Annotated in this window: 23 protein-coding genes and 3 tRNA genes; 16 read left to right on the top strand and 10 right to left on the bottom strand. The window is 71.9% G+C overall.

The window, feature by feature from the left end:
- Nucleotides 1–137: 137 nt before the first annotated feature.
- From BJF86_RS07085 to BJF86_RS07100, 4 genes are all read right to left on the bottom strand, one after another.
- Nucleotides 138–806, bottom strand: coding sequence for a dihydropteroate synthase (locus tag BJF86_RS07085; protein ID WP_237768113.1), 669 nt, complete (start codon nucleotides 804–806; stop codon nucleotides 138–140).
- Between the two features lie 25 nt (nucleotides 807–831).
- Nucleotides 832–2,223, bottom strand: coding sequence for a hypothetical protein (locus BJF86_RS07090; RefSeq protein WP_075817711.1), 1,392 nt, complete (start codon nucleotides 2,221–2,223; stop codon nucleotides 832–834).
- Between the two features lie 71 nt (nucleotides 2,224–2,294).
- The gene (locus tag BJF86_RS07095) at nucleotides 2,295–2,840 is read right to left on the bottom strand and encodes an RNA polymerase sigma factor (protein ID WP_075817713.1); all 546 of its coding nucleotides are present in this window, start codon (nucleotides 2,838–2,840) and stop codon (nucleotides 2,295–2,297) included.
- Nucleotides 2,841–3,007: 167 nt separating this feature from the next.
- Nucleotides 3,008–3,090, bottom strand: a tRNA-Tyr gene (locus BJF86_RS07100).
- A gap of 96 nt (nucleotides 3,091–3,186) precedes the next feature.
- On the opposite strand from BJF86_RS07100, the gene BJF86_RS07105 reads away from it, so the two are divergent.
- Complete coding sequence (locus BJF86_RS07105) at nucleotides 3,187–3,684, top strand: YajQ family cyclic di-GMP-binding protein (protein WP_075817716.1); 498 nt, start codon at nucleotides 3,187–3,189, stop codon at nucleotides 3,682–3,684.
- Nucleotides 3,685–3,745: 61 nt separating this feature from the next.
- Here the strand turns inward: BJF86_RS07105 and BJF86_RS07110 are convergent, their stop codons facing one another.
- Entirely contained in the window at nucleotides 3,746–5,260 is a 1,515-nt protein-coding gene (locus tag BJF86_RS07110) for an MFS transporter (protein ID WP_075817718.1), read from the bottom strand.
- Nucleotides 5,261–5,311: 51 nt separating this feature from the next.
- Between BJF86_RS07110 and BJF86_RS19345 the strand changes: the two genes are divergently transcribed.
- The 8 genes from BJF86_RS19345 to BJF86_RS07150 all read left to right on the top strand — a co-directional run bounded on the left by BJF86_RS19345 (nucleotide 5,312) and on the right by BJF86_RS07150 (nucleotide 12,659).
- Nucleotides 5,312–5,842: a TetR/AcrR family transcriptional regulator gene (locus BJF86_RS19345; RefSeq protein WP_022925242.1), complete on the top strand. Its 531-nt coding sequence runs from the start codon at nucleotides 5,312–5,314 to the stop codon at nucleotides 5,840–5,842.
- 46 nt (nucleotides 5,843–5,888) lie between these two features.
- Nucleotides 5,889–6,764: a GIY-YIG nuclease family protein gene (locus tag BJF86_RS07120; protein WP_075817720.1), complete on the top strand. Its 876-nt coding sequence runs from the start codon at nucleotides 5,889–5,891 to the stop codon at nucleotides 6,762–6,764.
- A gap of 53 nt (nucleotides 6,765–6,817) precedes the next feature.
- The gene (locus BJF86_RS07125) at nucleotides 6,818–8,152 is read left to right on the top strand and encodes an MFS transporter (protein WP_187345601.1); all 1,335 of its coding nucleotides are present in this window, start codon (nucleotides 6,818–6,820) and stop codon (nucleotides 8,150–8,152) included.
- 274 nt (nucleotides 8,153–8,426) lie between these two features.
- Nucleotides 8,427–9,647, top strand: a complete 1,221-nt coding sequence (rocD, locus tag BJF86_RS07130; RefSeq protein WP_075817722.1) for an ornithine--oxo-acid transaminase — start codon at nucleotides 8,427–8,429, stop codon at nucleotides 9,645–9,647.
- A 31-nt stretch (nucleotides 9,648–9,678) separates the two neighbouring features.
- Complete coding sequence (locus BJF86_RS07135) at nucleotides 9,679–10,506, top strand: YdcF family protein (protein WP_075817724.1); 828 nt, start codon at nucleotides 9,679–9,681, stop codon at nucleotides 10,504–10,506.
- Nucleotides 10,507–10,694: 188 nt separating this feature from the next.
- The gene (locus BJF86_RS07140) at nucleotides 10,695–11,075 is read left to right on the top strand and encodes a GntR family transcriptional regulator (RefSeq protein WP_075817726.1); all 381 of its coding nucleotides are present in this window, start codon (nucleotides 10,695–10,697) and stop codon (nucleotides 11,073–11,075) included.
- Nucleotides 11,075–11,980 carry an ABC transporter ATP-binding protein gene (locus BJF86_RS07145; RefSeq protein ID WP_075817728.1) on the top strand — a complete coding sequence of 302 codons (906 nt, stop codon included), beginning with the start codon at nucleotides 11,075–11,077 and terminating at the stop codon, nucleotides 11,978–11,980. Before BJF86_RS07140 ends, BJF86_RS07145 begins: the two co-directional genes overlap by 1 nt.
- A 94-nt stretch (nucleotides 11,981–12,074) precedes the next feature.
- On the top strand, nucleotides 12,075–12,659 hold the full coding sequence (locus BJF86_RS07150; RefSeq protein ID WP_237768114.1) for a hypothetical protein: 585 nt from the start codon (nucleotides 12,075–12,077) through the stop codon (nucleotides 12,657–12,659).
- 3 nt (nucleotides 12,660–12,662) lie between these two features.
- On the opposite strand, the gene BJF86_RS07155 is transcribed toward BJF86_RS07150, so the two are convergent.
- On the bottom strand, nucleotides 12,663–13,598 hold the full coding sequence (locus tag BJF86_RS07155) for a helix-turn-helix transcriptional regulator (protein WP_075817730.1): 936 nt from the start codon (nucleotides 13,596–13,598) through the stop codon (nucleotides 12,663–12,665).
- A 61-nt stretch (nucleotides 13,599–13,659) separates the two neighbouring features.
- Between BJF86_RS07155 and BJF86_RS07160 the strand changes: the two genes are divergently transcribed.
- On the top strand, nucleotides 13,660–14,226 hold the full coding sequence (locus BJF86_RS07160; protein ID WP_075817732.1) for a DinB family protein: 567 nt from the start codon (nucleotides 13,660–13,662) through the stop codon (nucleotides 14,224–14,226).
- A 39-nt stretch (nucleotides 14,227–14,265) separates the two neighbouring features.
- Here the strand turns inward: BJF86_RS07160 and BJF86_RS07165 are convergent, their stop codons facing one another.
- Together BJF86_RS07165 and BJF86_RS07170 are read right to left on the bottom strand one after the other, a co-directional pair.
- On the bottom strand, nucleotides 14,266–16,302 hold the full coding sequence (locus tag BJF86_RS07165) for an acyl-CoA dehydrogenase (protein WP_075817734.1): 2,037 nt from the start codon (nucleotides 16,300–16,302) through the stop codon (nucleotides 14,266–14,268).
- Nucleotides 16,299–16,970 (bottom strand): TetR/AcrR family transcriptional regulator, encoded by a 672-nt coding sequence (locus BJF86_RS07170; protein WP_075817744.1) that lies wholly within the window; start codon nucleotides 16,968–16,970, stop codon nucleotides 16,299–16,301. The genes BJF86_RS07165 and BJF86_RS07170 overlap by 4 nt, the downstream gene beginning before the upstream one ends.
- A gap of 86 nt (nucleotides 16,971–17,056) precedes the next feature.
- Here BJF86_RS07170 and BJF86_RS07175 point away from each other — a divergent pair, with 86 nt between their 5' ends.
- The 6 genes from BJF86_RS07175 to rpmG all read left to right on the top strand — a co-directional run bounded on the left by BJF86_RS07175 (nucleotide 17,057) and on the right by rpmG (nucleotide 21,265).
- Nucleotides 17,057–18,343, top strand: coding sequence for an acetyl-CoA C-acetyltransferase (locus BJF86_RS07175; protein ID WP_022925254.1), 1,287 nt, complete (start codon nucleotides 17,057–17,059; stop codon nucleotides 18,341–18,343).
- A gap of 1 nt (nucleotide 18,344) precedes the next feature.
- A complete protein-coding gene (locus BJF86_RS07180) occupies nucleotides 18,345–19,757 on the top strand; it encodes a 3-oxoacyl-ACP reductase (protein WP_075817736.1) in 1,413 nt (470 codons plus the stop codon).
- Between the two features lie 2 nt (nucleotides 19,758–19,759).
- Nucleotides 19,760–20,752, top strand: a complete 993-nt coding sequence (locus tag BJF86_RS07185; RefSeq protein ID WP_083652776.1) for a MaoC/PaaZ C-terminal domain-containing protein — start codon at nucleotides 19,760–19,762, stop codon at nucleotides 20,750–20,752.
- A gap of 105 nt (nucleotides 20,753–20,857) precedes the next feature.
- A tRNA-Thr gene (locus BJF86_RS07190) sits at nucleotides 20,858–20,930 on the top strand.
- Nucleotides 20,931–20,960: 30 nt separating this feature from the next.
- A tRNA-Met gene (locus BJF86_RS07195) sits at nucleotides 20,961–21,037 on the top strand.
- A gap of 60 nt (nucleotides 21,038–21,097) precedes the next feature.
- Nucleotides 21,098–21,265: a 50S ribosomal protein L33 gene (gene rpmG, locus BJF86_RS07200; protein ID WP_010148718.1), complete on the top strand. Its 168-nt coding sequence runs from the start codon at nucleotides 21,098–21,100 to the stop codon at nucleotides 21,263–21,265.
- A 63-nt stretch (nucleotides 21,266–21,328) separates the two neighbouring features.
- Here rpmG and BJF86_RS07205 read toward each other — a convergent pair whose 3' ends face one another.
- Together BJF86_RS07205 and BJF86_RS07210 are read right to left on the bottom strand one after the other, a co-directional pair.
- Entirely contained in the window at nucleotides 21,329–22,453 is a 1,125-nt protein-coding gene (locus BJF86_RS07205; protein WP_075817738.1) for a hypothetical protein, read from the bottom strand.
- The gene (locus BJF86_RS07210; RefSeq protein ID WP_269087265.1) at nucleotides 22,450–22,830 is read right to left on the bottom strand and encodes an ATP-binding cassette domain-containing protein; all 381 of its coding nucleotides are present in this window, start codon (nucleotides 22,828–22,830) and stop codon (nucleotides 22,450–22,452) included. Before BJF86_RS07210 ends, BJF86_RS07205 begins: the two co-directional genes overlap by 4 nt.
- Between the last annotated feature and the right edge of the window lie 53 nt (nucleotides 22,831–22,883).

Here is a 22,883-nt window from a genome sequence, read left to right on the forward strand (position 1 = left end):
CGACAGGACCTTCTTCGGCCGGCGCTTCCTCGGCACCGAGGACTCGTTCGTGCTCATCGCGCACCCTCCTACAGGTGTCACGAAGACCGTACAGATGTTGCTTGATCCTCAGCCCGAAACCGGACACAAACGCTGACTCAACCCATGAGCGAGTGCCGGGTCGTCTTGCCGAAGTCCAGCGTCGGGTCCACCAGCACCCGCTCGGGCGGCACCCCCGCCTGCACCGCTACCTGCGCGCCCCGCGCGAGCGCCGCCAGGACGTCACGGACCACGGCCAGCTCGTCGTCACCCCGGGAGTCGGCATACCGCACGTCGACCGGGTCGGTGCGCGGCGGCAACCCGCCGGTGTGCGAGACGACGACGCCGGCGCCCGCCCGCGCCGCGCTGTGCACCAGCTCGGGGTCGTGCCCGGCCCAGGTGTCGTTGACCAGGTCGACGACACCGGCCGCGGCCTCGGCCACCTCGCTGCGCCAGGTGTCCAGCGACAGCACCAGGTCCGGGTATGCCTGCCGCGCCGCCTCGAGGAACGGCATGACCCGGTCCAGCTCCTCGGCGGCGCCGACCTCCTCGCCCTCCTGACCGGCGCGGACCCCGCCCACGTCGATGATGTCGGCACCGTGCTCGACGGCGGCGTGCAGCGCGGCCAGGGCGTCGTCGAGAGCGCTGTGCCGGTTGCCGGCCCAGAAGCTGTCGGCGGTGCGGTTGACGATGGCCATGACGGCCGGGCGGCCGCTGTCGAAGATGTGCCCGCGCAGCACCAGGGCCGGTGGGCGGGGGAGCAGGGGAGGGAGGATGGCCGAGGTCACGCCCGCCATCGTCCCACCGGCTCGGTCACTCCCAGGCGATCCAGTCGATCGACTCGTCGGCAACGGCCATCACCGGGTAGGTCATGCCGTCGTCTGTCGACAGCTCCCACACCGGGACCTCCATGTTGCCCGAGTGGGTGTAGATCGTGCCCCGCACGAGCTCGGCGCCGGTGACCTCCTTGTCCTTGAGGAGCAGCGGGAGCGACATGCCGTCCTCGACCTCCGGGGCGTCGGGCAGGTCGGGTGCGACGAAGGTGGTCCCCGTCCCGGACGGCCGGGTGTCCTCGAGGTCCTCGGGGAGCTGCACGCCGTACTCCTGCGAGAACTCCTTCTCGCCGTAGCGCTCCACGGCCTCCGTGGGGGAGATCACCGGGTAGTCCCCGATCGGGACCATCTCGCCCAGCCCCGCGTAGGCGGCGATGACGCCCTCCGGACCCACGGTGAGGCTGATGTGCTTCGGCCCGTAGGCGCCGCCGGGAGGTGCCGCCTCGACGTGGGCGAAGGGGGTGCTCCGGTCGTACTCGCTCACCACGAAGGTGAAGGCGTCCGTGGGGATCTGCGCCTGCGCGAGGAAGTCGCGCGCCGCGCCCTCGGCCTGCTCGTCCGTGGGGCGCTCGCCGGTCGTCTCGCGGCAGTCGTCGGCGGTCGGCAGCGGGGTGCCCTCCCCGAAGGTCGCCTCCCAGTACTCGGCGAGCATCTCGCGCTCCTCGCCCACGGCGTAGGCGAAGCTCTCCCGGCAGTCGGGGGAGGCGAACATGTCGGTGTAGGACACGTGCAACCCGCCGCCCTCGGTGGAGGCCATGAGCATCCGCCCGCTGTCGGCCTCGGCCAGCCCGACGTCGCCCTCCGGGAGGAACTCGGCGTCCACCTTCATCGGCACCCCGTCGATGCCCAACGTCTCGGCCCAGGCCGAGACGAAGGCCTCGGGGTCCTCATCGCTGCGCAGCACCGAGATGGGCGCGGTGGTGGCTTCCTGCGACAGGCCGGGGGCCGCCACGAGGCGGACGGGGCCGGGGTCGTAGGGCTCCGGGTCGGCGTCGACCGAGCCGCTGCTCGCGTAGGACGACCCGGCCACCTCCGCGCTCAGCCCGGCGTCCATGCCGGCTCCGGCGGCGCCCAGGAGCGAGTCCTGGCCCGCGACGAGCAGGGTGCCGGGGCCGCGCTGCGCGCCGACGGCATACCCGGCGCCACCGATTGCCAGCGCCCCGATGCATGCGGCCGCCACCCACGGTGCCCGGATGACCGGGTCCCGGAGCAGGTCATCGACGCGGGCGGCGGAGTCGGCGCCGGTGCTCCCGCTCGCGGGCGCCTTGCGCTCGACCAGCGCGCGCAGCCGGGAGAGGTCCGGGTGCGACCCGGTGGCCGGGTCGCTGGCGCGCAGCCGGTGCAGTGCCTCGTCGTCGTGGTGCTCGACCATGATCGGTCTCCTTCGGTGCGGTGGTGCGCGGGTGGTGCCGGTCTGCCGGACCGTGCGGTCCGGCGTGCTGTCTAGTGGTCGTGCTCCCAGGCCTCGCGCAGCCGGGCGCGGGCCCGGGAGAGCGCGGCGGCGCCGCCGCCGCGGGTGAGCCCGAGCGCGCGGGCCAGACCCTCGCCGTCGAGCCCTTCCCAGGCGTGGAGCATGAGGATCGAGCGGTCCCGGGTGCTGAGCCGGGACATCGCCTGCCGGACGTCCTCGTCGGCCATGACCAGCTCGGCCGGGTCGACGCTGCGGACGTGCAGCTCTCCCTCCTCCTGACCGGAGTAGTCCGCCAGGAGGGTGAGGGTGGGCTTGCGGCGGTGGTTGGCCAGGACGTAGGAGGCCGTGCGGTAGAGCCACGGCAGCTCGTAGTCCGACGGGATCTTCTCCCGGCGCCGCCAGGCGGTGGCGAAGACCTCGGCGGTGAGGTCCTCCACGTCGTCGTGGTTCGCGCGGCGGGTGTAGTAGCGGTGCACCTGGGTGGCGTGCCGGGCGAAGAACGAGTCGAACCAGGCGGCGTCCCGGGTGTCCCCGGCGCGCTCCGTGCCGGGGTCGTCCCCGGCGAGGCGTAGGGGCATTGCTCCTCCTGGCTGCTGCGGCGAGCCCTGTCGGCCCGTCCACCTGCACTATGTCGGGCGTCGGGCCCGTGTTGCAGGCGACGCTCCGCAGCGGGCGGCGACGGGCATACCGAAGCGGGTGGGACGACGAAGGACGGGCACCGGTCTCCCGGTGCCCGTCCTCAGGGTGGCAGGTGCAGGATTCGAACCTGCGTAGGCATACGCCGACGGATTTACAGTCCGCTTCCATTGGCCGCTCGGACAACCTGCCAGTGCGCGAAGCGCGGGTGACATGCTAACAGTCACACCCCCGGTGGTCCGAACCCGCGAGCGGGCCGCCACCGGCCACGACACAGGAGGTATGCCCATGGCCGACTCGTCCTTCGACATCGTCAGCAAGGTCGATCACCAGGAGGTCGCCAACGCCGTCAACCAGGCCGCCAAGGAGATCGGCAACCGCTACGACTTCCGCAACGTGGGGGCCCGGGTCGAGCTGTCCGGCGAGACCATCTCGATGGCCGCCAACAGCGAGGAGCGGTGCAAGGCGGTGCTCGACGTGCTGCAGACCAAGCTGGTCAAGCGTGGCGTCTCGCTCAAGCACCTCGACTACTCCCACGACGGGGAGCCCTACGCCTCGGGCAAGGAGTTCCGGCTCGAGGCGGGCCTCAAGAGCGGCATCTCCTCGGAGAACGCCAAGAAGATCGGCAAGATCATCCGCGACGAGGGACCCAAGGGCGTCAAGTCCCAGATCCAGGGGGACGAGCTGCGGGTCACCTCCAAGTCCCGCGACGAGCTCCAGGCGGTGCAGCGGCTGCTCAAGGAGAAGGACCTCGACGTGGCGCTGCAGTTCACCAACTACCGCTGAGGTCCGGGCGTGCTCCGTCGCGACATGGGCAGTCGGAGCACGGTCGGAGTCGCTGCGGCGGTCAGCGCTCGGCGTCGCGCAGCGTCACCCAGGCGATGAGCGCGGCGAGCGCGACCAGGACCGCGCCCGCGGTGCTCGTGACCCCGACGCCGGCGTCGAAGGCGGACCGCGCCGCCTCGAGCAGGGCCGGGTCGCCGGTGCGCTCGGCCGCGGCGGCGGCCCCGCCGAGCGTCTCGCGGGCCGCGACCGCCGCCTCCGGGTCGGTGCCGGCCGGCAGGGTCAGCGAGGAGCGGTAGACCGAGGTGAGCAGCCCGCCGAGCAGGGTCGTGCCGAGCACGGCGCCGAACTCGTAGGCCGTCTCGCTGACGGCCGAGGCGGCGCCCGCCTTGGCCGGGGGGACCGCGGTGAGGATCTGGTCGTTGGAGATCGTCTCGGCGGCACCGATGCCCAGGCCGAGCAGCGCGAAGGCGAGCGCGATCAGCGGGACCGTGGCCGTGCCGCCCAGGCTCAGCAGGGCGTAGGCGGCGACGGAGAACCCCAGCCCGCCCACCACGGCGAGCGCCGGGCGCACGTGCCGGACCACACGGACCACGAGCAGCCCCGAGGCCACCATGGCCACGACGCCCGGGACGAGCACGAGCGCGGCGTCGAGCGCAGGCATACCCTCGACGAGCTGCAGGTGCTGGGTGACGAAGAAGAGGAAGCCGGTCAGCGCGACGATGCTGAGCAGGTTGACCGCCAGGGCCCCGGAGAAGGCCGGGACGGCGAAGAGGCGCACGTCGAGCATGGGGTCGGCGGAGCGGCGCATCCGGCGCACGAAGCCGGTGCCCGCCGCGGCGGCCGCGACGAGGGCGGCCAGGGCCAGGACGTCGGGCCCCTCGACCGCGACGTGCTTCAGCGACCAGGCCAGGCCACCCAGGGCCACCATCGACAGGGCGATCCCCCCGAGGTCGATGCGTCCCGGCGCCGGGTCGCGGGACTCCCGGACGAGGAAGGGTCCGAGCAGGAGCAGGGGGAGCAGCACCGGCACGGCGACCAGGAAGACCGAGCCCCAGTGGAAGTGCTCGAGCAGGATGCCGCCGACCACCGGGCCGAGGGCCGAGCCGACGGAGAAGCCGGTCGCCCAGATCGCGATGGCGAGCCGGCGCTGGGTCCGGTCGAGGAACATCGTGCGCAGCAGCGACAGCGTCGCCGGCATCAGGGTAGCGCCGAAGACGCCCAGACCCACCCGGGCGGCGATGAGCAGCTCGGCGGTCGGCGCGAAGGCCGCGAGCGCCGAGACGACCGCGAAGCCGGTGGCCCCGATGAGCAGGATGCGGCGGCGGCCGATGCGGTCACCGACCGTGCCCATCGTCACGAGCAGGGTCGCGAGCACCAGGGGGTAGGCGTCGATGAGCCAGAGCTGCTGCGCGGCCGAGGGGGACAGGGCCTGGGTGATCTGGGGCAGCGCGAAGCTGAGCACCGTGGTGTCGATGGAGATGAGGAGCACCGGGAGCATGAGCACGGCCAGGCCTGCCCAGTCGCGGCGGGTGGCGCGGGGTGCCGTGTCGGGGGGAGTGAGGTCCAGCGTGGTCATACCAAACTATACCGTCTGGACGGTTTAGTTGGCAACGTTAGGATGGGCGCCATGTCGAAGGGTGAACGGACGCGCGCACGGGTGCTCGACGCCTTCGAGAATCTCGTCATCGAGCACGGGGAACGGGCCGGGACGCTGGCCGCCACGGCGCAGGAGGCCGGGGTGTCCAAGGGCGGACTGCTCTACCACTTCGGGTCCAAGGACGCCCTCGTCCAGGGGTTGGCGGAGCGGCTGGAGGTCTTCGGCGCCGCCGAGGAGGAGCGGTTGTCCGCCCTGCCGGACGCGTTGGAGGTCTTCCTGCGGGAGTCCGTGGCGGCGAACCAGCCCTTCGACCGCACCTATCTGGCGCTGCTCAAGCTCGGCCAGCTGGACGAGCACGAGGTCGCGCGGGAGGCGCTGCTGCGGCTCGACGACCACTTCCTCGCAGCACTGACCGAGACGCTGGGCGACCCGGACCTGGCCCTGCTTGTGCTGAGGGTGAGCGACGGGATCTACGTGCGGACCGCGCTCGGCGGCAGCGACGCCCTCCCAGCCGACTCCGTCGACCGCATCCTCGCCCTGCTCGCCTCCCTGCCGCGGTAGGTCTGTCCAGGTGACCGCCCGGCCGCCATCGTGACAGGCTCTGGCCATGACGACGTCAACGTTGACACTCGGTCACGTCCTGAACGCGCTCGGCGCGGAGCACCAGCCTCCCGTCGGGCTGGAGGAGATCCGGGTCATCCGGCACGTCTTCAAGCCGGGCCATGACGGCCATCTTCAAGGCCCGGAGGACCTCACCGTCGAGAAGGTGATGGAGTACACCCGTCGGCAGAGCGTCAGCACACGGAGCTTCCCGGCCAGCCCGGAGCGCTACTGGGTCGCCTTCGTCGCCGACGGGCAGTCGCGTTCCCGGCTCTGGGGGAGCTTTGAAAACCTGGGGGAGCGTGAGGATGAGCGGACCGAGCACAACAGGTTCTGGAGCCTTCGCCCCGTCGGCCTCCTCGCCGGGCTGGAGGGCCGGCTCGTCATCGACTGGTCGAGTCCTCTGACATGGAACAGGGCAGCGACGAGAGCGGCTGACCTGCCCGTGATCGAGATCGCGGACCGTGACGCCGTCCCCTTCCCGGGCTTTGACCGCGTGCTGCTGCCGTTCCACGAGCTGCAGGACATGGTGGAGGACTCCCGGTACGCACAGTGGCGGACCGCCCTCTCCGAGGTGCAAGGCATCTACCTCATCACCGACTCGTCCACGGGCAAGCAGTACGTCGGCAAGGCCGACGGCGCCGAGCGCATCCTGGGTCGCTGGGGGTCGTACGCGCGGGACGGTCACGGCGGCAACGTGGGGCTGAGGAGCCTGATGGAGCTCGACCCACAGGCCGACGTCACGGTGGGGCAGGCCCGCCACCTGGTCTTCAGTCTTCTGCGGGTCTTCGGTCCGTCGACCTCGTCCTCGGAGGTGGACGCCGCTGAATCGCACTACAAGGAAGCTCTCCTGACGAGGGAGTTCGGCCTCAACCGCAACTGAGATCCACGAGCGCAGCTCCCTTGACGGAGCGCGACGTCATACCATCGACGCCCATGGCGACCGTGACCGACCAGAGCCTGCCCACCCGCCCCGAGCGGATGGGCCGCCTTCCCTACACCCGGCAGCACACGCGGGTCCTGTTCGGCTCGGGGACCGGCTGGGCGCTCGACGCCATGGACGTGGGGCTCATCTCCTTCGTCGGCCTGGCGATCGCCACCCAGTGGGACCTCACCCGCACCGAGCAGTCCTGGCTGCTCTCGATCGGCTTCGTCGGCATGGCGCTCGGGGCGACCTTCGGTGGCATGCTCGCCGACCGCTACGGCCGGCGCACCGTCTTCGCGCTCACCCTGCTCGTCTACGGCCTGGCGACCGGCGCCTCGGCGCTGGTCAGCGGACTGGCGGCGCTGCTGGTGCTCCGCTTCCTCGTCGGCATCGGTCTCGGTGCGGAGCTGCCGGTCGCCTCGACCCTGGTCAGCGAGCTCTCGCCCACGCGGATCCGTGGCCGGATGGTCGTCATCCTCGAGTCCTTCTGGGCCGTCGGCTGGCTCCTAGCAGCGCTCATCGGCTACTTCGTCGTGCCGCTCAGCGACGACGGCTGGCGCTGGGCCTTCGCGCTCGGTCTCGTCCCGGCCCTGTATGCCGTCGTCATCCGGTGGGGGATGCCGGAGTCGCCGCTCTTCCTCGAGCGCCGTGGCCGCGAGGCCGAGGCCGAGCAGGTCGTCCGCTTTTTCGAGGAGTCCGCCGGGGTGCCGCACGAGGAGAGCCGGCCGCTGCCCGAGGCGCCGCCCAGGACGCCCGGCGCGCTCTGGTCGTCGGCATACCGGGTGCGCACCATCGGCATCTGGGCGGTGTGGTTCTGCGTCAACTTCTCCTACTACGGCGCCTTCATCTGGCTTCCGACGCTGCTCTACGCCCAGGGTTTCGACCTGGTGCGCTCCTTCGGCTACACCCTGGTCATCACCCTCGCCCAGCTGCCGGGGTATGCCCTCGCCGCGGTCCTCGTGGAGGTCTGGGGCAGGCGTGCGACGCTGGCGACCTTCCTGCTCGGCTCGGCGGCGTCGGCCGTCTTCTTCGGCCTGTCCGGCGAGGTGTGGCAGATCATCGCCGCCGGGTGCGCCATGAGCTTCTTCAACCTGGGTGCCTGGGGCGCGCTGTATGCCGTCACCCCGGAGATCTACCCGACCAGCGTGCGCGCCTCGGGTGCGGGCGCCGCGGCAGGCTTCGGGCGCATCGCCTCGATCGCCGCGCCGCTGCTCGTCCCGGTCATCCTCGGCACCTGGGGCAACGCGGCCCTGTTCACCCTCTTCGGTGCCGCCTTCGTCGTGGGCGCGCTCGCGGCATACCTCCTGCTGCCGGAGCAGGCCGGCGACGCCCTGGAAACAGGATGACCTGGACAGATCAGTGGGAACCCTCATCCCTGTCCCAGAGGACGTCGGCGAACTGCCTCTGGGCTGCCCGGATGACTGCGTCGTCCGGCGACAGCTTCTCGAACCAAGCCTCCTGGTCCCAGCGTTCTGGCCCGCGCGCGGGTTGGGGGCGGGGACAGGGTTGTCGGGGGGCCGCAAGTGCATAGGTATGCTGACAAGCGCATGGCTACACAGCGTGGTGTGGCCATGCGCCGCGACGCACCGACCCTCCCCACGCGACCCCTAGGATGACCGCATGACTGAGCTGTCCACCAACCAGGCCTACATCGACCTCGAGGACCAGGTCGCCGCGCACAACTACAGCCCGCTGCCGGTGGTCGTCGAGCACGCCGAGGGCATCCACGTCACCGATGTCGAGGGCAACACCTACATCGACGCCCTCTCCGGCTACTCCGCGCTCAACTTCGGGCACCGCCACCCCGGCCTGGTGCAGGCGGCCAAGGACCAGCTCGACCGCTCGACGCTGACCTCGCGCGCCTTCCACAACGACCAGCTCGGTCCCTTCTGCCAGGCGCTGGCGCGGCTCGTCGGCAAGGACATGATCCTGCCGATGAACACCGGCGCCGAGGCGGTCGAGACCGCGCTCAAGATCGCCCGCAAGTGGGCCTACCAGGTCAAGGGGGTGCCGGACGGTCAGGCCGAGATCATCGTCATGGACGGCAACTTCCACGGCCGCACGACGACGATCATCTCCTTCTCCGACGACCCGGAGGCGCACGACCACTACGGGCCCTACACGCCGGGCTTCGTCGCCGTGCCCTACGGCGACCTCGCCGCGATCGAGGCCGCGGTCACCGACAGCACCGCGGCCGTGCTCGTCGAGCCGATCCAGGGCGAGCAGGGCGTCATGATCCCCAAGGAGGGCTTCCTGCCGGGCCTGCGCGAACTGTGCACCAGCAAGAACGTCCTCATGATCGCGGACGAGATCCAGTCTGGGCTCGGCCGCACCGGCACCTCCCTCGCCTGCGAGTACGAGGGCGTCGAGGCCGACATGTACACCCTCGGCAAGGCGCTCGGCGGGGGCATCGTGCCTGTTTCGGCCGTGGCCGCCGACGCCGAGGTCATGAAGGTCATCACCCCGGGCACCCACGGGTCGACCTTCGGCGGCAACCCGCTGGCGGCCGCGGTCGGCAAGGCCGTCGTCGACCTGCTCGCGACCGGCGAGCACCAGGCGCACGCCACGCAGCTGGAGTCGGTCTTCGCCGAGGAGCTGGGCAACCTCGTCGGACAGGGCGCCGAGGCGGTCCGCGTGCGCGGTCTCTGGGCGGGCATCGACATCGACCCGGGCCTCATGACCGGCAAGGAGGCGTGCAAGGCGCTGGCTCGCAAGGGCGTCCTCGCCAAGGACACCCACGGCTCGACGATCCGGCTCGCGCCGCCGCTGACGATCACCGAGGACGAGCTGCGGCAGATCACCGACGCGCTCGCGGCCGTGCTCGCCGAGGCTCGCGGCTGAACGTCCCCGCGCCCGTCCTCGTGACGGGCTGGTGCTGGCGCCACTCGGGTTCGTCCTGCCGGCCCTGCTGCTCTGGTATGCCGTCCAGCGGCTCGCGCGGGGGCGCCGTGACGCCGACACCCGGGGTGCTCTGGTCGGTGGACTCGCCACGCTGGTCGTCCCCATCGGCGGCCTGCTCCTGCTCGGGTATGCCGCGGCGCCGGTGCTCGTCGGCCTGGGCGCGGGGCTGCTCCTCCTCGCGGCGTGGCCGGGGCTGGTCATGGTGCTGCTCCTGGGCCGGCGCTGGTGGCTGTGCCGTCGCCCCGTCGACGCCGACCGTCGGGCCGTGATCGTGCTGGGTGCTCCGGTGCCCGACGGGGAGGTGGGGCAGGAGCTCGCCGCGCGCCTGCGCGGCGGGTTGACCGCGCTCGGCCGGCTCACCACCCTGGGAGGCCTCGGCGCGGGGACGCTGCCGCTCGTCCTGACCGGAGGGCGGGCCAAGGGTGACCGACCTGCGGAGTCGGAGGCGATGGCGCGCTGGGTGCGCAGCCAGGATCCGGCTGCTCCGCTCCTCCTCGAGGACCGGGCCACCACCACCGAGGAGAACCTCCTGCTCTCCACCCGGCTGCTTCAGGACCAGGGCTGCCCGCCGCCCTACGCGGTCGTGACCAGCGCCTACCACGCCGCCCGCACCAGCCTGCTCATCGCCCGGCACCGGCTGCCGCTGCAGGTGGTCGGGGTGCGCGTCCCGATGGACTTCCCGGCCGGCGCCTACCTGCGCGAGCTGCTCATCGTGCTCAAGGAGGCGCGTCGACCGCACCTCGTGGCGGGACTGCTGATCGTCGGGGGCGCGCTGCTGACGGGGTTCCTCGCCCGCTGACCACGCTGGTGCATCTCGTGGTGCATCTCCTCGTGCGGAGCCGTGCGACACGCGCGTCGTCGGGGCCACCCCTGCGACACCACCTCCTGCACCAGCGTGCCCCCGCGCCCTGCTGCGCGCTCCGCCGCCTCTTGCGCGTACCCCAGTACCATGGTCTACTAGTTCAGTAACTAACCAAGGAGGCGGCGGTGATCGAAGAAGGTCGACCGATCTTCGTGCAGATCGCGGAGAGCATCGAGCGCTCGATCGTCGACGGCAGCCTGGCCGAGGAGGAGCGCGCGCCGTCCATCAACGAGCTGGCGGCCTTCCACCGGATCAACCCGGCCACCGCCGCCAAGGGCATCAACCAGCTCGTCGACGACGGCGTGCTCTACAAGCGTCGCGGCGTCGGGATGTTCGTCGCCACCGGTGCCCGGGCCGCGCTGCTGGCCCGCAGGACCAACGACTTCGCCGCCGCGTATGTCGACCCGCTGCTCGCCGAGGCACGCCGGCTCGGCCTCGGGCCGGACGACGTGGCCGCCCTCATCGCCGAGCGGACCGCAGGGACCACCAGGAAGGAGCCGAGCTGATGAGTTCGGTCATCGAGGTGCAGAGCCTCACGAAGAGATACCGCGAGACGACCGCGCTGGACGAGGTGTCGTTCTCGATCGAGCAGGACTCCATCTACGGCCTGCTCGGGCGCAACGGCGCGGGGAAGACGACGCTGATGTCGATCCTCACGGCGCAGAACTTCGCCACCTCGGGCCAGGCCCGGGTCTTCGGCGAGACCCCCTTCGAGAACTCGCGGGTGCTGTCCCGGATGTGCTTCGTCCGGGAGAGCCAGAAATACCCGGACGACGCGACCGGGCGACACGCCCTGGCCATGGCCCGGCTGTTCTTCCCGCGCTGGGACGACGAGCTCGCGGGTCAACTCGTCGAGGAGTTCGCCCTCCCCGTGGACCGGCGCATCAAGAAGCTCTCCCGCGGCCAGCTCTCGGCCGTCGGGGTGATCATCGGGCTGGCCTCCCGGGCCGAGATCACCTTCTTCGACGAGCCCTACCTCGGGCTCGACGCCGTCGCCCGGCAGCTGTTCTACGACCGGCTGCTGCAGGACTACGCGGACCACCCGCGCACCATCGTGCTCTCGAGCCACCTCATCGACGAGGTCGCCCCGCTGCTGGAGCGGGTGCTCGTCATCGAGCAGGGGCAGATCCTGCTCGACGAGGACACCGACGCGCTGCGCGGCCGGGCGGCGGCCGTGGTCGGTGACTCCGCCGCGGTCGAGGGCTTCGTCGCCGGCCGTGAGGTGATCCATACCGAGAGCCTGGGCCGGGTCTGCTCGGCCACCGTGCTGGGCGGCCTGTCCGAGCAGGACCGTCAGCGGCTCGCCGCCGCCGATCTCGAGGTCGCGCCGGTGTCGCTCCAGCAGCTCGTCGTCCGTCTCACCCGACGGGCCGCAGGGTCCGTCCCGCAGCACAAGGAGCTCGTGCCATGAACCGCACCCTGTCCGTCGTCCGGCTGCAGCTGGTCAACAAGCAGACCTTCCTCTGGGTCCCACTGCTCGTCCTCGGCGGCGCCTGGTCATCACCATGGCGATCTTCGCCATGCTGCCGGTCGACGGCATCGTCGGGGGCGGCGCACAGGCCCCGATGTGGTACTTCCTGGTCGTCGGGGTGCAGTCGCTCACGCTGACCTTCCCGTTCTCCCAGGCACTCAGCGTGACCCGCAGGGAGTTCTACGTCGGGACGATGCTCACCGCCCTGCTCGCCTCGGCCGCCCTGGGCGCCATCTATGTCGTCGGCGGTCTGATCGAGGACGCCACGGGCGGCTTCGGCACCGGCAGCGTCTTCTTCAAGGTGCCGGGTGTCTGGGCGCAGGGCTGGGCCGCTGCCGGCTTCATCTACCTCGTGCTGTCCTTCGCCTTCTTCCAGGTCGGCTTCTTCTGCGCCACGATCTACAAGCGCTTCGGCGCGCTCGTGCTCACGGCCGGGATGATCGCCGTCGCGCTGCTCCTCCTCGTGGGGCTGTGGCTCATCACCCGCCTCGAGGCCTGGGCCGAGGTCTTCTCCTGGGTGGCCGGCACGGGCGTCCTGGGCCTGACGCTCTGGAGCCTGCCGGTGCTGGCGCTGCTCGCGCTCGTGTCCTACGCCGCGCTCCGCCGCGCCCTGCCCTGAGCCTCACCGGAGCCGGTCGCGCACCGTCCTCAGGTGCGCGACGAGCTCCGGCGGCTCCAGGACCTCGACGGCGACCCCCAGGGCCACCAGCTCGGCGGCGAGGTAGTCCAGCGACTCGGCACCGGTCACCAGCTCCGTCCAGCCCTCGCCCAGCTCGCTCACCTCACCCGCCAGCGGCGAGACGCGCTCCGCCAGCTCAGGAGCGGGCATCTGGACCCTCGCGCGCGCCACCCAGCGGTAGGGCGCACGGGTCACCGACCGGGTGATGTAGGTCGCGGGGTCCGGCACCGGGCGCGGCCGGCTGCGCATCGTGCCCACGGCGACCTCCTGCACCCGGTCCAGCCGGAAACTGCGCCAGTCGTCCCGGTCCAGGTCGAAGGCCAGGAGGTACCACCGGTGGCTCACCGCGACCAGCGAGGCGGGCTCGACGCGGCGGGTCGACGACGCACCGTCGCGGGCGACGTAGCGCAGGGTGGTCCGCAGCCGGTCCCGGCAGGCGCGGGAGAGGGCCATGAGCACCTCCGGATCGACCACGGCTCGTCCGCTGCCCACCGCCACCCTGCTCTCGTGGATCGCGCCGACCTGCTCCCGGGCCCCGGCGGGCAGGACCTGGTCCAGCTTGGCCAGGGTGCGGACCGCCGCCTCGCTCACCCCCGCGACCGTGCCGCCGGCGGCCAGGCGCAGGCAGACCGCCACCGCCACCGCCTCGTCCTCGTCCAGGAGCAGCGGCGGCAGCGAGCCCCCGGACCCGAGCTGGTAACCACCCCCGACCCCACTGCTGGCCCGCACGGGGTAGCCGAGCTCGCGCAGCCGTTCCACGTCGCGGCGGATGCTCCGGGTGGTCACCCCGAGCCGGTCCGCCAGCTCCTGCGCGCTCCAGAGGGCCCGGGTCTGGAAGAGCCCCAGGAGCCGCAGCACGCGGGTCGTGGGGTCGGTCATGGCGACACCCTGTCACGCGCCGCGGACAGGATGTGTCCGCGTGCTGTGGTGTCATCGCAGCATGGACTCCCTCACGACGGACCTCGCCGAGCAGCTCCACTTCCACTGGACGCACCACGCCCGGCCACGGCTGGACGGGCTGAGCGACGAGGAATACCTCTGGGAGCCGGTCCCGGGGACCTGGAACGCGCGCCGCCGCTCGGACCAGCCGCCGCCCTCGGTGACGGCGCGCGCCGGGGGCGGGGAGTGGCAGCTGGACTGGGCCCGCCCCGAGCCCGACCCCGCGCCGGTCACCTCGATCGCCTGGCGGCTCGGGCACGTCATCGTCGGGGTGCTGGGGGTGCGCGCCCACAGCCACTTCGGCGGACCCGAGGCAGACATCCTCACCTGGGACTACGCCGGGACCGCCGCGGGCGCCCTCGATCAGCTCGACGAGGCGTATGCCGCCTGGTCGGCCGGTGTGCGCGGGCTCGACGACGAGGGACTGCGACGGCCCGTCGGCCCGGCTGAGGGGCCGTGGGCGCAGGCGCCGATGCTCACCCTCGTCCTGCACATCAACCGCGAGGCCATCCACCATCTGGCCGAGGTGGCCCTGCTGCGCGACCTCTGGGGCCACGGCGCCCGGTGAGCCACCCGGGCCCCGTGCCGGTCCCGCCCGTGGTGCCGGTCAGGCGCCCGGGGTCCAGCGGGCGGCGGTCTCGTCCTCGAGCATCTGTGAGTTGAGCCACGCCTCGGGGATCCCGAGGCCCTCCACGAGCTCCAGGGCGTGCGGCCGCAGCTCGGCGCAGAGCTCGTTGATCTGTGCGACGACGGCCTTCGCCCGCCCCGCGGACATGCGGTTGTGGGCCTGGAACCAGCCGGAGTCGGCGTCGATGGAGCTCAGGGCGTGCAGGGTGCACAGCCGCTCCAGGACCTCCCGCACCTGCTCGTCCTCGCACGCCTCGATCCCGGCCACGAAGGCCTCCAGCACGACGCGGTCCATGTGCGTGCGGGCGGCGAGCAGGACGTGGTCCTGCGCGGAGTTGAAGGCCTCGAAGGAGTCCTTGTCGTCCGCGTGCCGTCGCAGCCGGGTGGCCAGCGTCTCCAGCACGTGGCGCTCGCGGTCGGCGAACATCGCCAGCTGCCAGCCGCGGTCGAGCAGCGTCTCGTCCTCGCCCTTGCGGGCCGCGGCCGTGCGCAGCCGCTCCACGAGCGGCCGGGCGGCGGTGGCCTCGACGAACTGCCCGCCGAAGGCGCGGGCGGCGAACTGCACCATGCCGCGCATGTCCAGGTCGCCCCACATCTCCTTGTAGCCGGAGAGCAGGCCCTTGGCGACCAGCTGCAGCAGGACGGTGTTGTCGCCCTCGAAGGTCGCGAAGACGTCGGCGTCCCCGCGCAGCACGGTCAGGCCGTTCTCCGCGAGGTAGCCCGCGCCACCGCAGGCCTCGCGGCAGGTCTGGATCGTGTCGTTGCCGAAGCGGGTGATGACCGCCTTGAGGCCGGCGGCACGGGTCTCCAGCTCACGCTGGGCGACCTGGTCCTTCTCCGGCATCTCGTGCAGCTCCTGCAGCCGCTCGACGACCTCGTTGACGGCGAACATGTGCGCGTAGGCCGTCGCGATCGCCGGGATCAGCTTGCGCTGGTGGGCGAGGTAGTCCAGGAGCACGACCTCGCCGTCGTGGCCCGGGGCGGTGAACTGGCGCCGGCGCAGGGCATACCTCGTGGCGATCGAGAGCGCCTTGCGGGACGCCGTCGCCGCACCCGCAGCGACGCAGATGCGGCCGCGCACGAGCGTCCCGAGCATGGTGAAGAAGCGCTTGCTGTCGCTGTCGATGTCGGAGACGTAGCGACCCTCGTCGTCGATGCCGCCGTAGCGGTTCAACAGGTGGGTGCGCGGCACCCGCACCTGGTCGAAGGTGATGGTCCCGTTGTCGACACCGGCCAGCCCGCCCTTGGCGCCGTTGTCGCCGAGGGTGACGCCGGGCAGCGGGGTGCCGTCGGCGTCACGGATCGGGACGACGACCACGTGCACGCCGTGCGACTCCCCGCCGACGTGCAGCTGGCCGTAGACCGCGGCGACATGGGCGTCCCGCGCCGCGGCACCGATGTAGGTCTTGGTCGCCGACGGCGTGGGGGAGTGGACGACGATCTCGTCGGTCTCCGGGTCATAGGTATGCGTGGTCTCCAGCGACGCGACGTCCGACCCGTGGCCGAACTCGGTCATGGCGTAGCACCCGATCTGCTGGAGTGCGAGGTTGGGCCGCAGGAAGGTCTCGTGGTGCCACTCGTTGCCGAGCGCGGTGACGGCTCCGCCGTAGAGGCCGAAGTGGACGCCGGACTTGACCGTGAGCGACAGGTCGCCGTGCGCGGTCATCTCGAAGTCGATGCAGGAGCGGCCGACGTCGTCCAGCCCGCCGACGGCCCTCGGGAAGCCGCTGCCGGCCATGCCGTACTGCACCAGGCTGGCCATGGCGCCGTTGGTCCAGTCCCGTGCCTGGTCCATCGTGAGGCCCTGGTCGCGCACCATCACCTCGGCGGGGACGCTCGCCCGCGCGAGGTCGCGGACCGGACCGTAGCTGCCGCCGGAGGCGGTCCGCAGCGCCTCCCCGAGGTCGGTGAGCCGCTCGCTCGAGCGGGGCGCGCTGGCCTCGGGTGCGGCGGCGCCCGGCATCGACACGTCGGTGCGGGGCTCGGGGGTGTGGGTCTGCTGCGTGGAGGTGGTCATCGGTTCTCTCCTGCGAGTGCGGGCCGGATCAGCTCGATCACGGCGTGGGTGGCGTCGTCGACGCTGAGCCGGGTGGTCGATGTGCTTGTGAGGACGTGGTCTGCCGCCGCGCGGACCAGGCCGACGATGCCGTGCCCCCAGGCCGGGGCCAGCAGGTCGGCCTCGGCGCCGCGGCCGTGCTGCGTGAGGTGGGTGCGGATCGCCCCGGCCAGCTGGTCGCTGACGCGGTCGGTGATGCGGTGCACCGGGTCGTCCGGGTCGCCCTCGGTCGTCTCCAGGGGGCGGGTCATGACGAAGCGGTAGATCTCCGGGTCGCGCTCCACCAGGGAAAGGTAGGAGTGGACCATCGCCTGGATCCTGGCCAGGACGTCACCGCCCTGCCGGGAGGCCGCCGCCAGGTCGCCCAGCACGGTCTCGTCGACGGCGGCGACGACGGCGCTGTAGAGACCGGCCTTGTCGCCGAGGTGGCGGTAGAGCACCGTCTTGCTCGTGCCGGCCTGGGCCGCGATCTCGTCCATGCCCACGCCGGCACCGTGCTGACGGATGGCCTTGAGCGCCGCCTCGACGAGCTGGTGACGACGCTCGGTCCGGTGCGCCTCCCAGCGGGCGTCCCGCCCGTCCCGCGCGACCGGGGCGGGGGCGCTCCGGGGCTCGATGTCGGTCCTCATGTCCTCCACAGTACCGCGTACGGCTCGTATCGGCTACAGTCGGTATCGGATAGTTCGGGACCACCGCTCATCAGGAGACCTTCCCCATGCCAGACCAGCTCACCGACGCCGTCATCCTCGGCGGCAACCGGATCCCGTTCGGCAAGTCCGGCGGCGCCTACGCCCATGCCTCCAACCAGGCGATGCTCACCTCCACGCTGGACGGCCTGGTGGCGCGCTTCGGCCTGGCCGGCGAGCGGGTCGGCGAGGTCGCCGCGGGTGCCGTGCTCAAGCACGCCCGCGACTTCAACCTGACCCGGGAGGCCGTGCTGGGGTCGGCGCTCGGCGCGGACACCCCGGCCTACGACCTGCAGCAGGCCTGCGGCACCGGCCTCGAGGCCGTCATCCAGGTCGCCAACAAGATCCGGCTCGGCCAGGTCGACTCCGGCGTGGCCGGCGGCGTCGACTCCGCCAGCGACGCGCCCATCGCCGTCGGTGAGGGGCTGCGCAAGGCGCTGCTCGGGGCCAGCCGCGCCCGCACCCCGATGGCCAGGGCCAAGGCGCTGGCCGCGATCCGGCCCGGGGACCTGGCGCCCGAGACCCCGCGCAACGCCGAGCCGCGCACCGGGCTCTCGATGGGGGAGCACCAGGCGCTCACCGCCAAGGAGTGGGGCATCACCCGCGAGGCGCAGGACGAGCTGGCGGCCGCCAGCCACCACAACCTCGCGCGCGCCTGGGACGAGGGCTTCTTCGACGACCTCGCCACCGGCTTCCTGCGCCTCTCCCGCGACGAGGGGCTGCGCCCGGACACCTCGGTCGAGAAGCTGGCCGGGCTCTCCCCGGTCTTCGGCAAGGGCGAGGGCGCGACGATGACCGCGGGCAACTCGACGCCGCTGTCCGACGGGGCCGCGCTCGTCCTGCTCGGCAGCCCGGAGTGGGCCCAGCAGCACCGGCTCCCCGCGCTCGCCCGCTTCGTCGACGCCGAGGTCGCCGCGGTGGACTACGTCGGCGGTGAGGAGGGGCTGCTCATGGCCCCGGCGTATGCCGTGCCGCGGCTCCTCGCGCGTCAGGGGCTCACCCTCGCCGACATCGACCGCTTCGAGATCCACGAGGCCTTCGCCTCCACGGTGCTGTCCACCATGGCCGCCTGGGAGTCCGAGGAGTTCTGCCGGGGACGCCTCGGCCTCGACGCGCCGCTGGGCACGGTCGACCGGAGCAGGCTCAACGTCAACGGCTCCTCGCTCGCCGCCGGCCACCCCTTCGCCGCGACCGGTGGGCGCATCGTGGCCTCGCTGGCCAAGATGCTGCACGAGCTCGGCCCGGGCTCGCGGGGCCTCATCTCGATCTGCGCGGCCGGCGGTCAGGGCGTCGTCGCGATCCTGGAAGGGTGCTGACATGGCTGACCTGATGCAGATGCTGACCACCAACCCGCTGGCCAAGCAGCTGGGTGTGCCACAGGCCACCCGGCTGCGCCGCGGCCGTGAGCTGCCCTCGGGCCCGGTCGCCGTGGGCTCCGCCGGCGGTGGGCGGATCGCCGTCCAGACCCTGGAGCTGCTCGGCGTGCCCACCCGCGAGGCGCTCCTCGACACCCCGCAGACCCGGGTCACCGAGACGACCGACGAGGGCCGCACCCGTGAGGTGCCCGAGGCATACCCCGCCAAGATCGGTGCCCTGGTGGTCGACGCGACCTCCGCGACCTCGATCGCCGACCTGGAGACCGTGCGCGGGCTGCTGCGACCGGCCATGAAGGGCCTGGAGTCCTCAGGCCGCGTCGTCGTCCTCGGGGTGGACCCGGAGACCGCCGGCGCGCCCACCGCGGTCGCGACCCAGCAGGCGCTGGAGGGCATCGTGCGCAGCGTCGGCAAGGAGCTGCGGGCCGGCGCCACCGCCAACCTCGTGCGGGTCGACCTGCTCACCGGTGAGCCCACCACGGCGGCCGAGGTCGCCTCCACCCTGTCCTTCCTCCTGGAGGGCCGGTCGGCCTACGTCTCCGGCCAGGTGCTGCGCATCGGCCACGGGGCCTCCGACGCCGAGCAGGTGCAGGAGCGACCGCTCGAGGGTCGCGTCGTCGTGGTCACCGGCGCCGGTCGCGGGATCGGGGCCGGTATCGCCCGGACCCTCGCCCGCGACGGCGCCCTCGTCGTCGCGGTGGACGTGCCCGCCGGCGGGCAGGGGCTGGCCGAGGTGGCCAACGCCATCGGGGGCACCGCCCTGCAGCTGGACATCACGGCCGCCGACGCGGGCAGCCGGATCGCCGCGCACGTCGCGCAGCGCTTCGGCGACGCGGCCCGCATCCACGCGATCGTGCACAACGCCGGGATCACTCGCGACAAGCTGCTCGCCAACACCGACGAGGACCGCTGGGGCAGCGTCCTCGAGGTCAACCTCGCCGCGCAGATCAGGATGAACCAGACCCTGCTGGACCCGGACCTGCCCGGCGGGCTGGACGAGGGTGGCCGCATCATCGGTGTCGCCTCGACCTCCGGCATCGCGGGCAACCGTGGCCAGGCCAACTACGCCGCGTCCAAGGCGGGCGTCATCGGCCTGGTCCGCGCCATGGGCGCCGACCCGCGGCTGGCCGAGCGGGGCATCACCGTCAACGCCGTGGCGCCGGGATTCATCGAGACCGAGATGACCGGCAAGATGCCGCTGGCGACCCGGGAGGTCGCCCGCCGCATCAACAGCCTCCAGCAGGGTGGCAAGCCGGTCGACGTGGCCGAGGCCATCGGCTGGTTCGCCGACCCGGCCAGCTCGGCGGTCACCGGCCAGGTCCTGCGGGTCTGCGGCCAGAGCCAGATCGGGGCCTGACCATGACCCGACCGGACCTACCGTCGGGACGCGGCGCCGCCGGACCGGACGCGCCCCCCTCCACCCCCGACCTCGACGTGGACCTGCTCGACGCGCCGCCGCAGGTCGCCAGGACGCTCGTCCGGGGCGTCGCGACGGGTTTCGGTCGTCCCGGTGCGTCTGGCTCGCTGCCCGCCCGCCGGGTGGTGCTTCCCGGAGTGGAGCAGGACGTCGAGCGTCTCGCCGGTTTCTGCGCCGTCACCGGCGGGATCCTGGCCGACACCCTCCCCACGACCTGGGTGCACGTCCTGACCTTCCCGCTGCAGGTCCGGCTCATGGCCTCGCGGGACTTCCCCTTCCCCATGATGGGGATGGTCCACGTCGCCAACGAGATGACGCTGCACCGACCGGTCCGGGTCGGGGAGACCCTGACCCTCTCCTCCTGGGCCGAGGCCCTCGCGCCGCACCGCAAGGGCAGCACGGTGGACCTCGTCGGAGAGGCACGGGTCGGCGAGGACGTCGTGTGGTCGGGTCGCAGCACCTACCTCGTGCGCGGCGCCCGTCCGCAGGGTGACGTCCCGGCGGACCGGGAGCCCGGCGCGGCCACCGGTGACAGCCGGCAGACGGGTGGGGCGCCGCAGGTTGAGGACGGTATGCGTGTGACCGGCCACGGACCCCAGCTCGGGGTCTGGCGGCTGCCCGCCGACCTCGGTCGCTCCTACGCCCGGGTCGCCGGTGACGTGAACCCCATCCACCTCTCGGCGCTCTCGGCGAAGGCGCTCGGCTTCCCGCGCGCCATCGCCCACGGGATGTGGACCCACGCCCGCGCGCTGGCCGCGGTGCAGGACCGGCTGCCGCAGGCATACACCGTGTCCGCGCAGTTCCTCAAGCCGGTGCTCCTGCCGTCCACGGTCGTGCTCCGCGGGGCGATGTCGCGGCGCGGGGGAGAGCTCTCCGTGACGAGTCGCGACGGCTCCAAGGAGCACCTGTCGATGCAGGTCACAGCGCTGCCCTGAGCAGCGTCGGGCGCCGGGTCCGCCGTTTTGGTCCCGCCCGGCGCCCTCGTGTAAAGTTGCATCTCGCTGCCTGCGGGGCCCGCGCCCCGGCAGGACCCACAGCCCGCCCCTATAGCTCAGTCGGTAGAGCGTTTCCATGGTAAGGAAAAGGTCAACGGTTCGATTCCGTTTGGGGGCTCTGGTGAGCCGGCTCGGCCGGTCGCCGCGAGGCGGAGTAGCTCAGCTGGTTAGAGCGCACGACTCATAATCGTGAGGTCGCGGGATCGAGCCCCGCCTCCGCTACCACGTACCTCGCCGGTACGCACCGCACAAGCTAGAGATCCACTTCCGAGAGCAGGTTGCACCGTGGCCAAGTCCACCGACGTCCGCCCCAAGATCACCATGGCGTGCACGGAGTGCAAGGAGCGCAACTACATCACCAAGAAGAACCGTCGGAACAACCCCGACCGGCTCGACATGGCGAAGTTCTGCCCGCGCTGCGGCAAGCACACCGCGCACCGCGAGACCCGCTGACGCACCGCGCCAGCCACGACCGGGCCGTCACCCCTGCGGGGTGGCGGCCTTCGTCATACCTCCCTACTCACGCAGGTCAAGGGTCACGCTCCGCATCGGTCGCAGGGTCGCGAGACCGGCGACCACCAGCGATACGGCGAACGCCACGAGCGCTCCGCGCGCTCCGTAGGCGAGAGCCGCCGGCTGCAGGGGCCCGACGATCAGCGCCATCAGCCGGCATACCTGCATCGCCAGGATGAAACCACCTGCCATTCCTGTGAGGAACTCCACGACCCGCAGCACCCTGATCTCGGACGCCCTCGCGCCCAGCGTGATCAGCAGCGCGTCCTCGCGCCGGCTCATCCACCAGCGCAGACCCACGAGGAGTCCCAGGGCTGCGCCGAGGAGCGCAGCGACGAGGAAAGGATGCCGTTGCTCCTGGCGCTGTTGTGGCGTCAGGTCGAGTGCTCCGTTCGCCAATCTCGGGCTCACCACGACGCCTTCTGTACTGCCAAGGAGCAACGGCAGCAAGGACGCTACGGTGTCCTGACTCGCTGGCGACGAACGGACGAAGCACCGGTCGACACCTCCGAGATCGGCGGACACCAGCAGCACATCCGTCGCGCGCTCGTCCCCGAGGACGGAGAGATCGGCTGCGTGGACCGGAGCCAATGGCGAGTCAAGATAAGGAAGCAAAGCGGTCGTCGCAGGGTCTGTCTCAGGCCGCGCCTCTGTGAGCACGATCGCCCCACCCGTGGTGCCGGTCTCACTCGTACCTTCGGTAGGGGTGGGGCGGATCGCCACAGCTGGCGCTGCCGTGAAGAAGTCGACGACGCCGGGGGTGGTCAGTGTTGCGGCGAAGACGCTTCCTGGCCGCGAGGCCTCGACGAGCGGGACCGCAGCGCGCCTTGCTCCGAAGGCCCCTTCGACGCCAGACAGGGTGGCAAGGCCGTCGCAGGCCGCGCCGTCGATGACTCCGTCGTCCGAGGTGGAGACGATCAAGATGTGGCCGCCGCTGCTGATCCATCGTTGTTCCTGCTGGGTGATCGAGTGGGTCGGCAGAGCCTCTGCTAGGGCGGCCAGGACGAGGCAGGCCGCGCTGGCGATGCAGGTGACCAGCCCGTGGCGGTTCGCTGAGGACGATATGCGCACCCCTTCGAGCAGGACCTCCTGCCAGCGCCACCCACGGTTCGACGTGCTCGTCCTCATGCCGGCCTGAGCCTTCCGTCGTCAAGGACGAGCGTTCGGTCGCAGGACGCCGCGACCTGCAGGTCGTGTGTGACCACCAGCAGGCCGGCTGTGTCGCGGACGGTTTGCATGGCTTCCAACACTTCTCGAGTGGTGTCCGCGTCGAGCTGGCCGGTGGGTTCGTCGGCAAGGATGAAGGAGGCCCCACTGATGGTCGCTCGGGCGACGGCCACGCGTTGCGCTTCGCCGCCGGACAAGGTGGCGGCTCTGGCGTGCAGGCGATCCGACAGGTTCAACGCGTTCAGAGCCATCCGGGCGCGTGCACGTGCCTCCTTCCAGGCCAGGCCTGTCGGCGGCGCTTGAAAAGTAGACAGTAGCGGCGCTCGAAAAGTGGACACTCCGCCAACGATTGGAGTGTGATCACCATGGAGGACTGGGCGCTGATCAGGAG

Source organism: Serinicoccus sp. CNJ-927, from assembly GCF_001942435.1.
Classification (GTDB): domain Bacteria; phylum Actinomycetota; class Actinomycetes; order Actinomycetales; family Dermatophilaceae; genus Ornithinicoccus; species Ornithinicoccus marinus.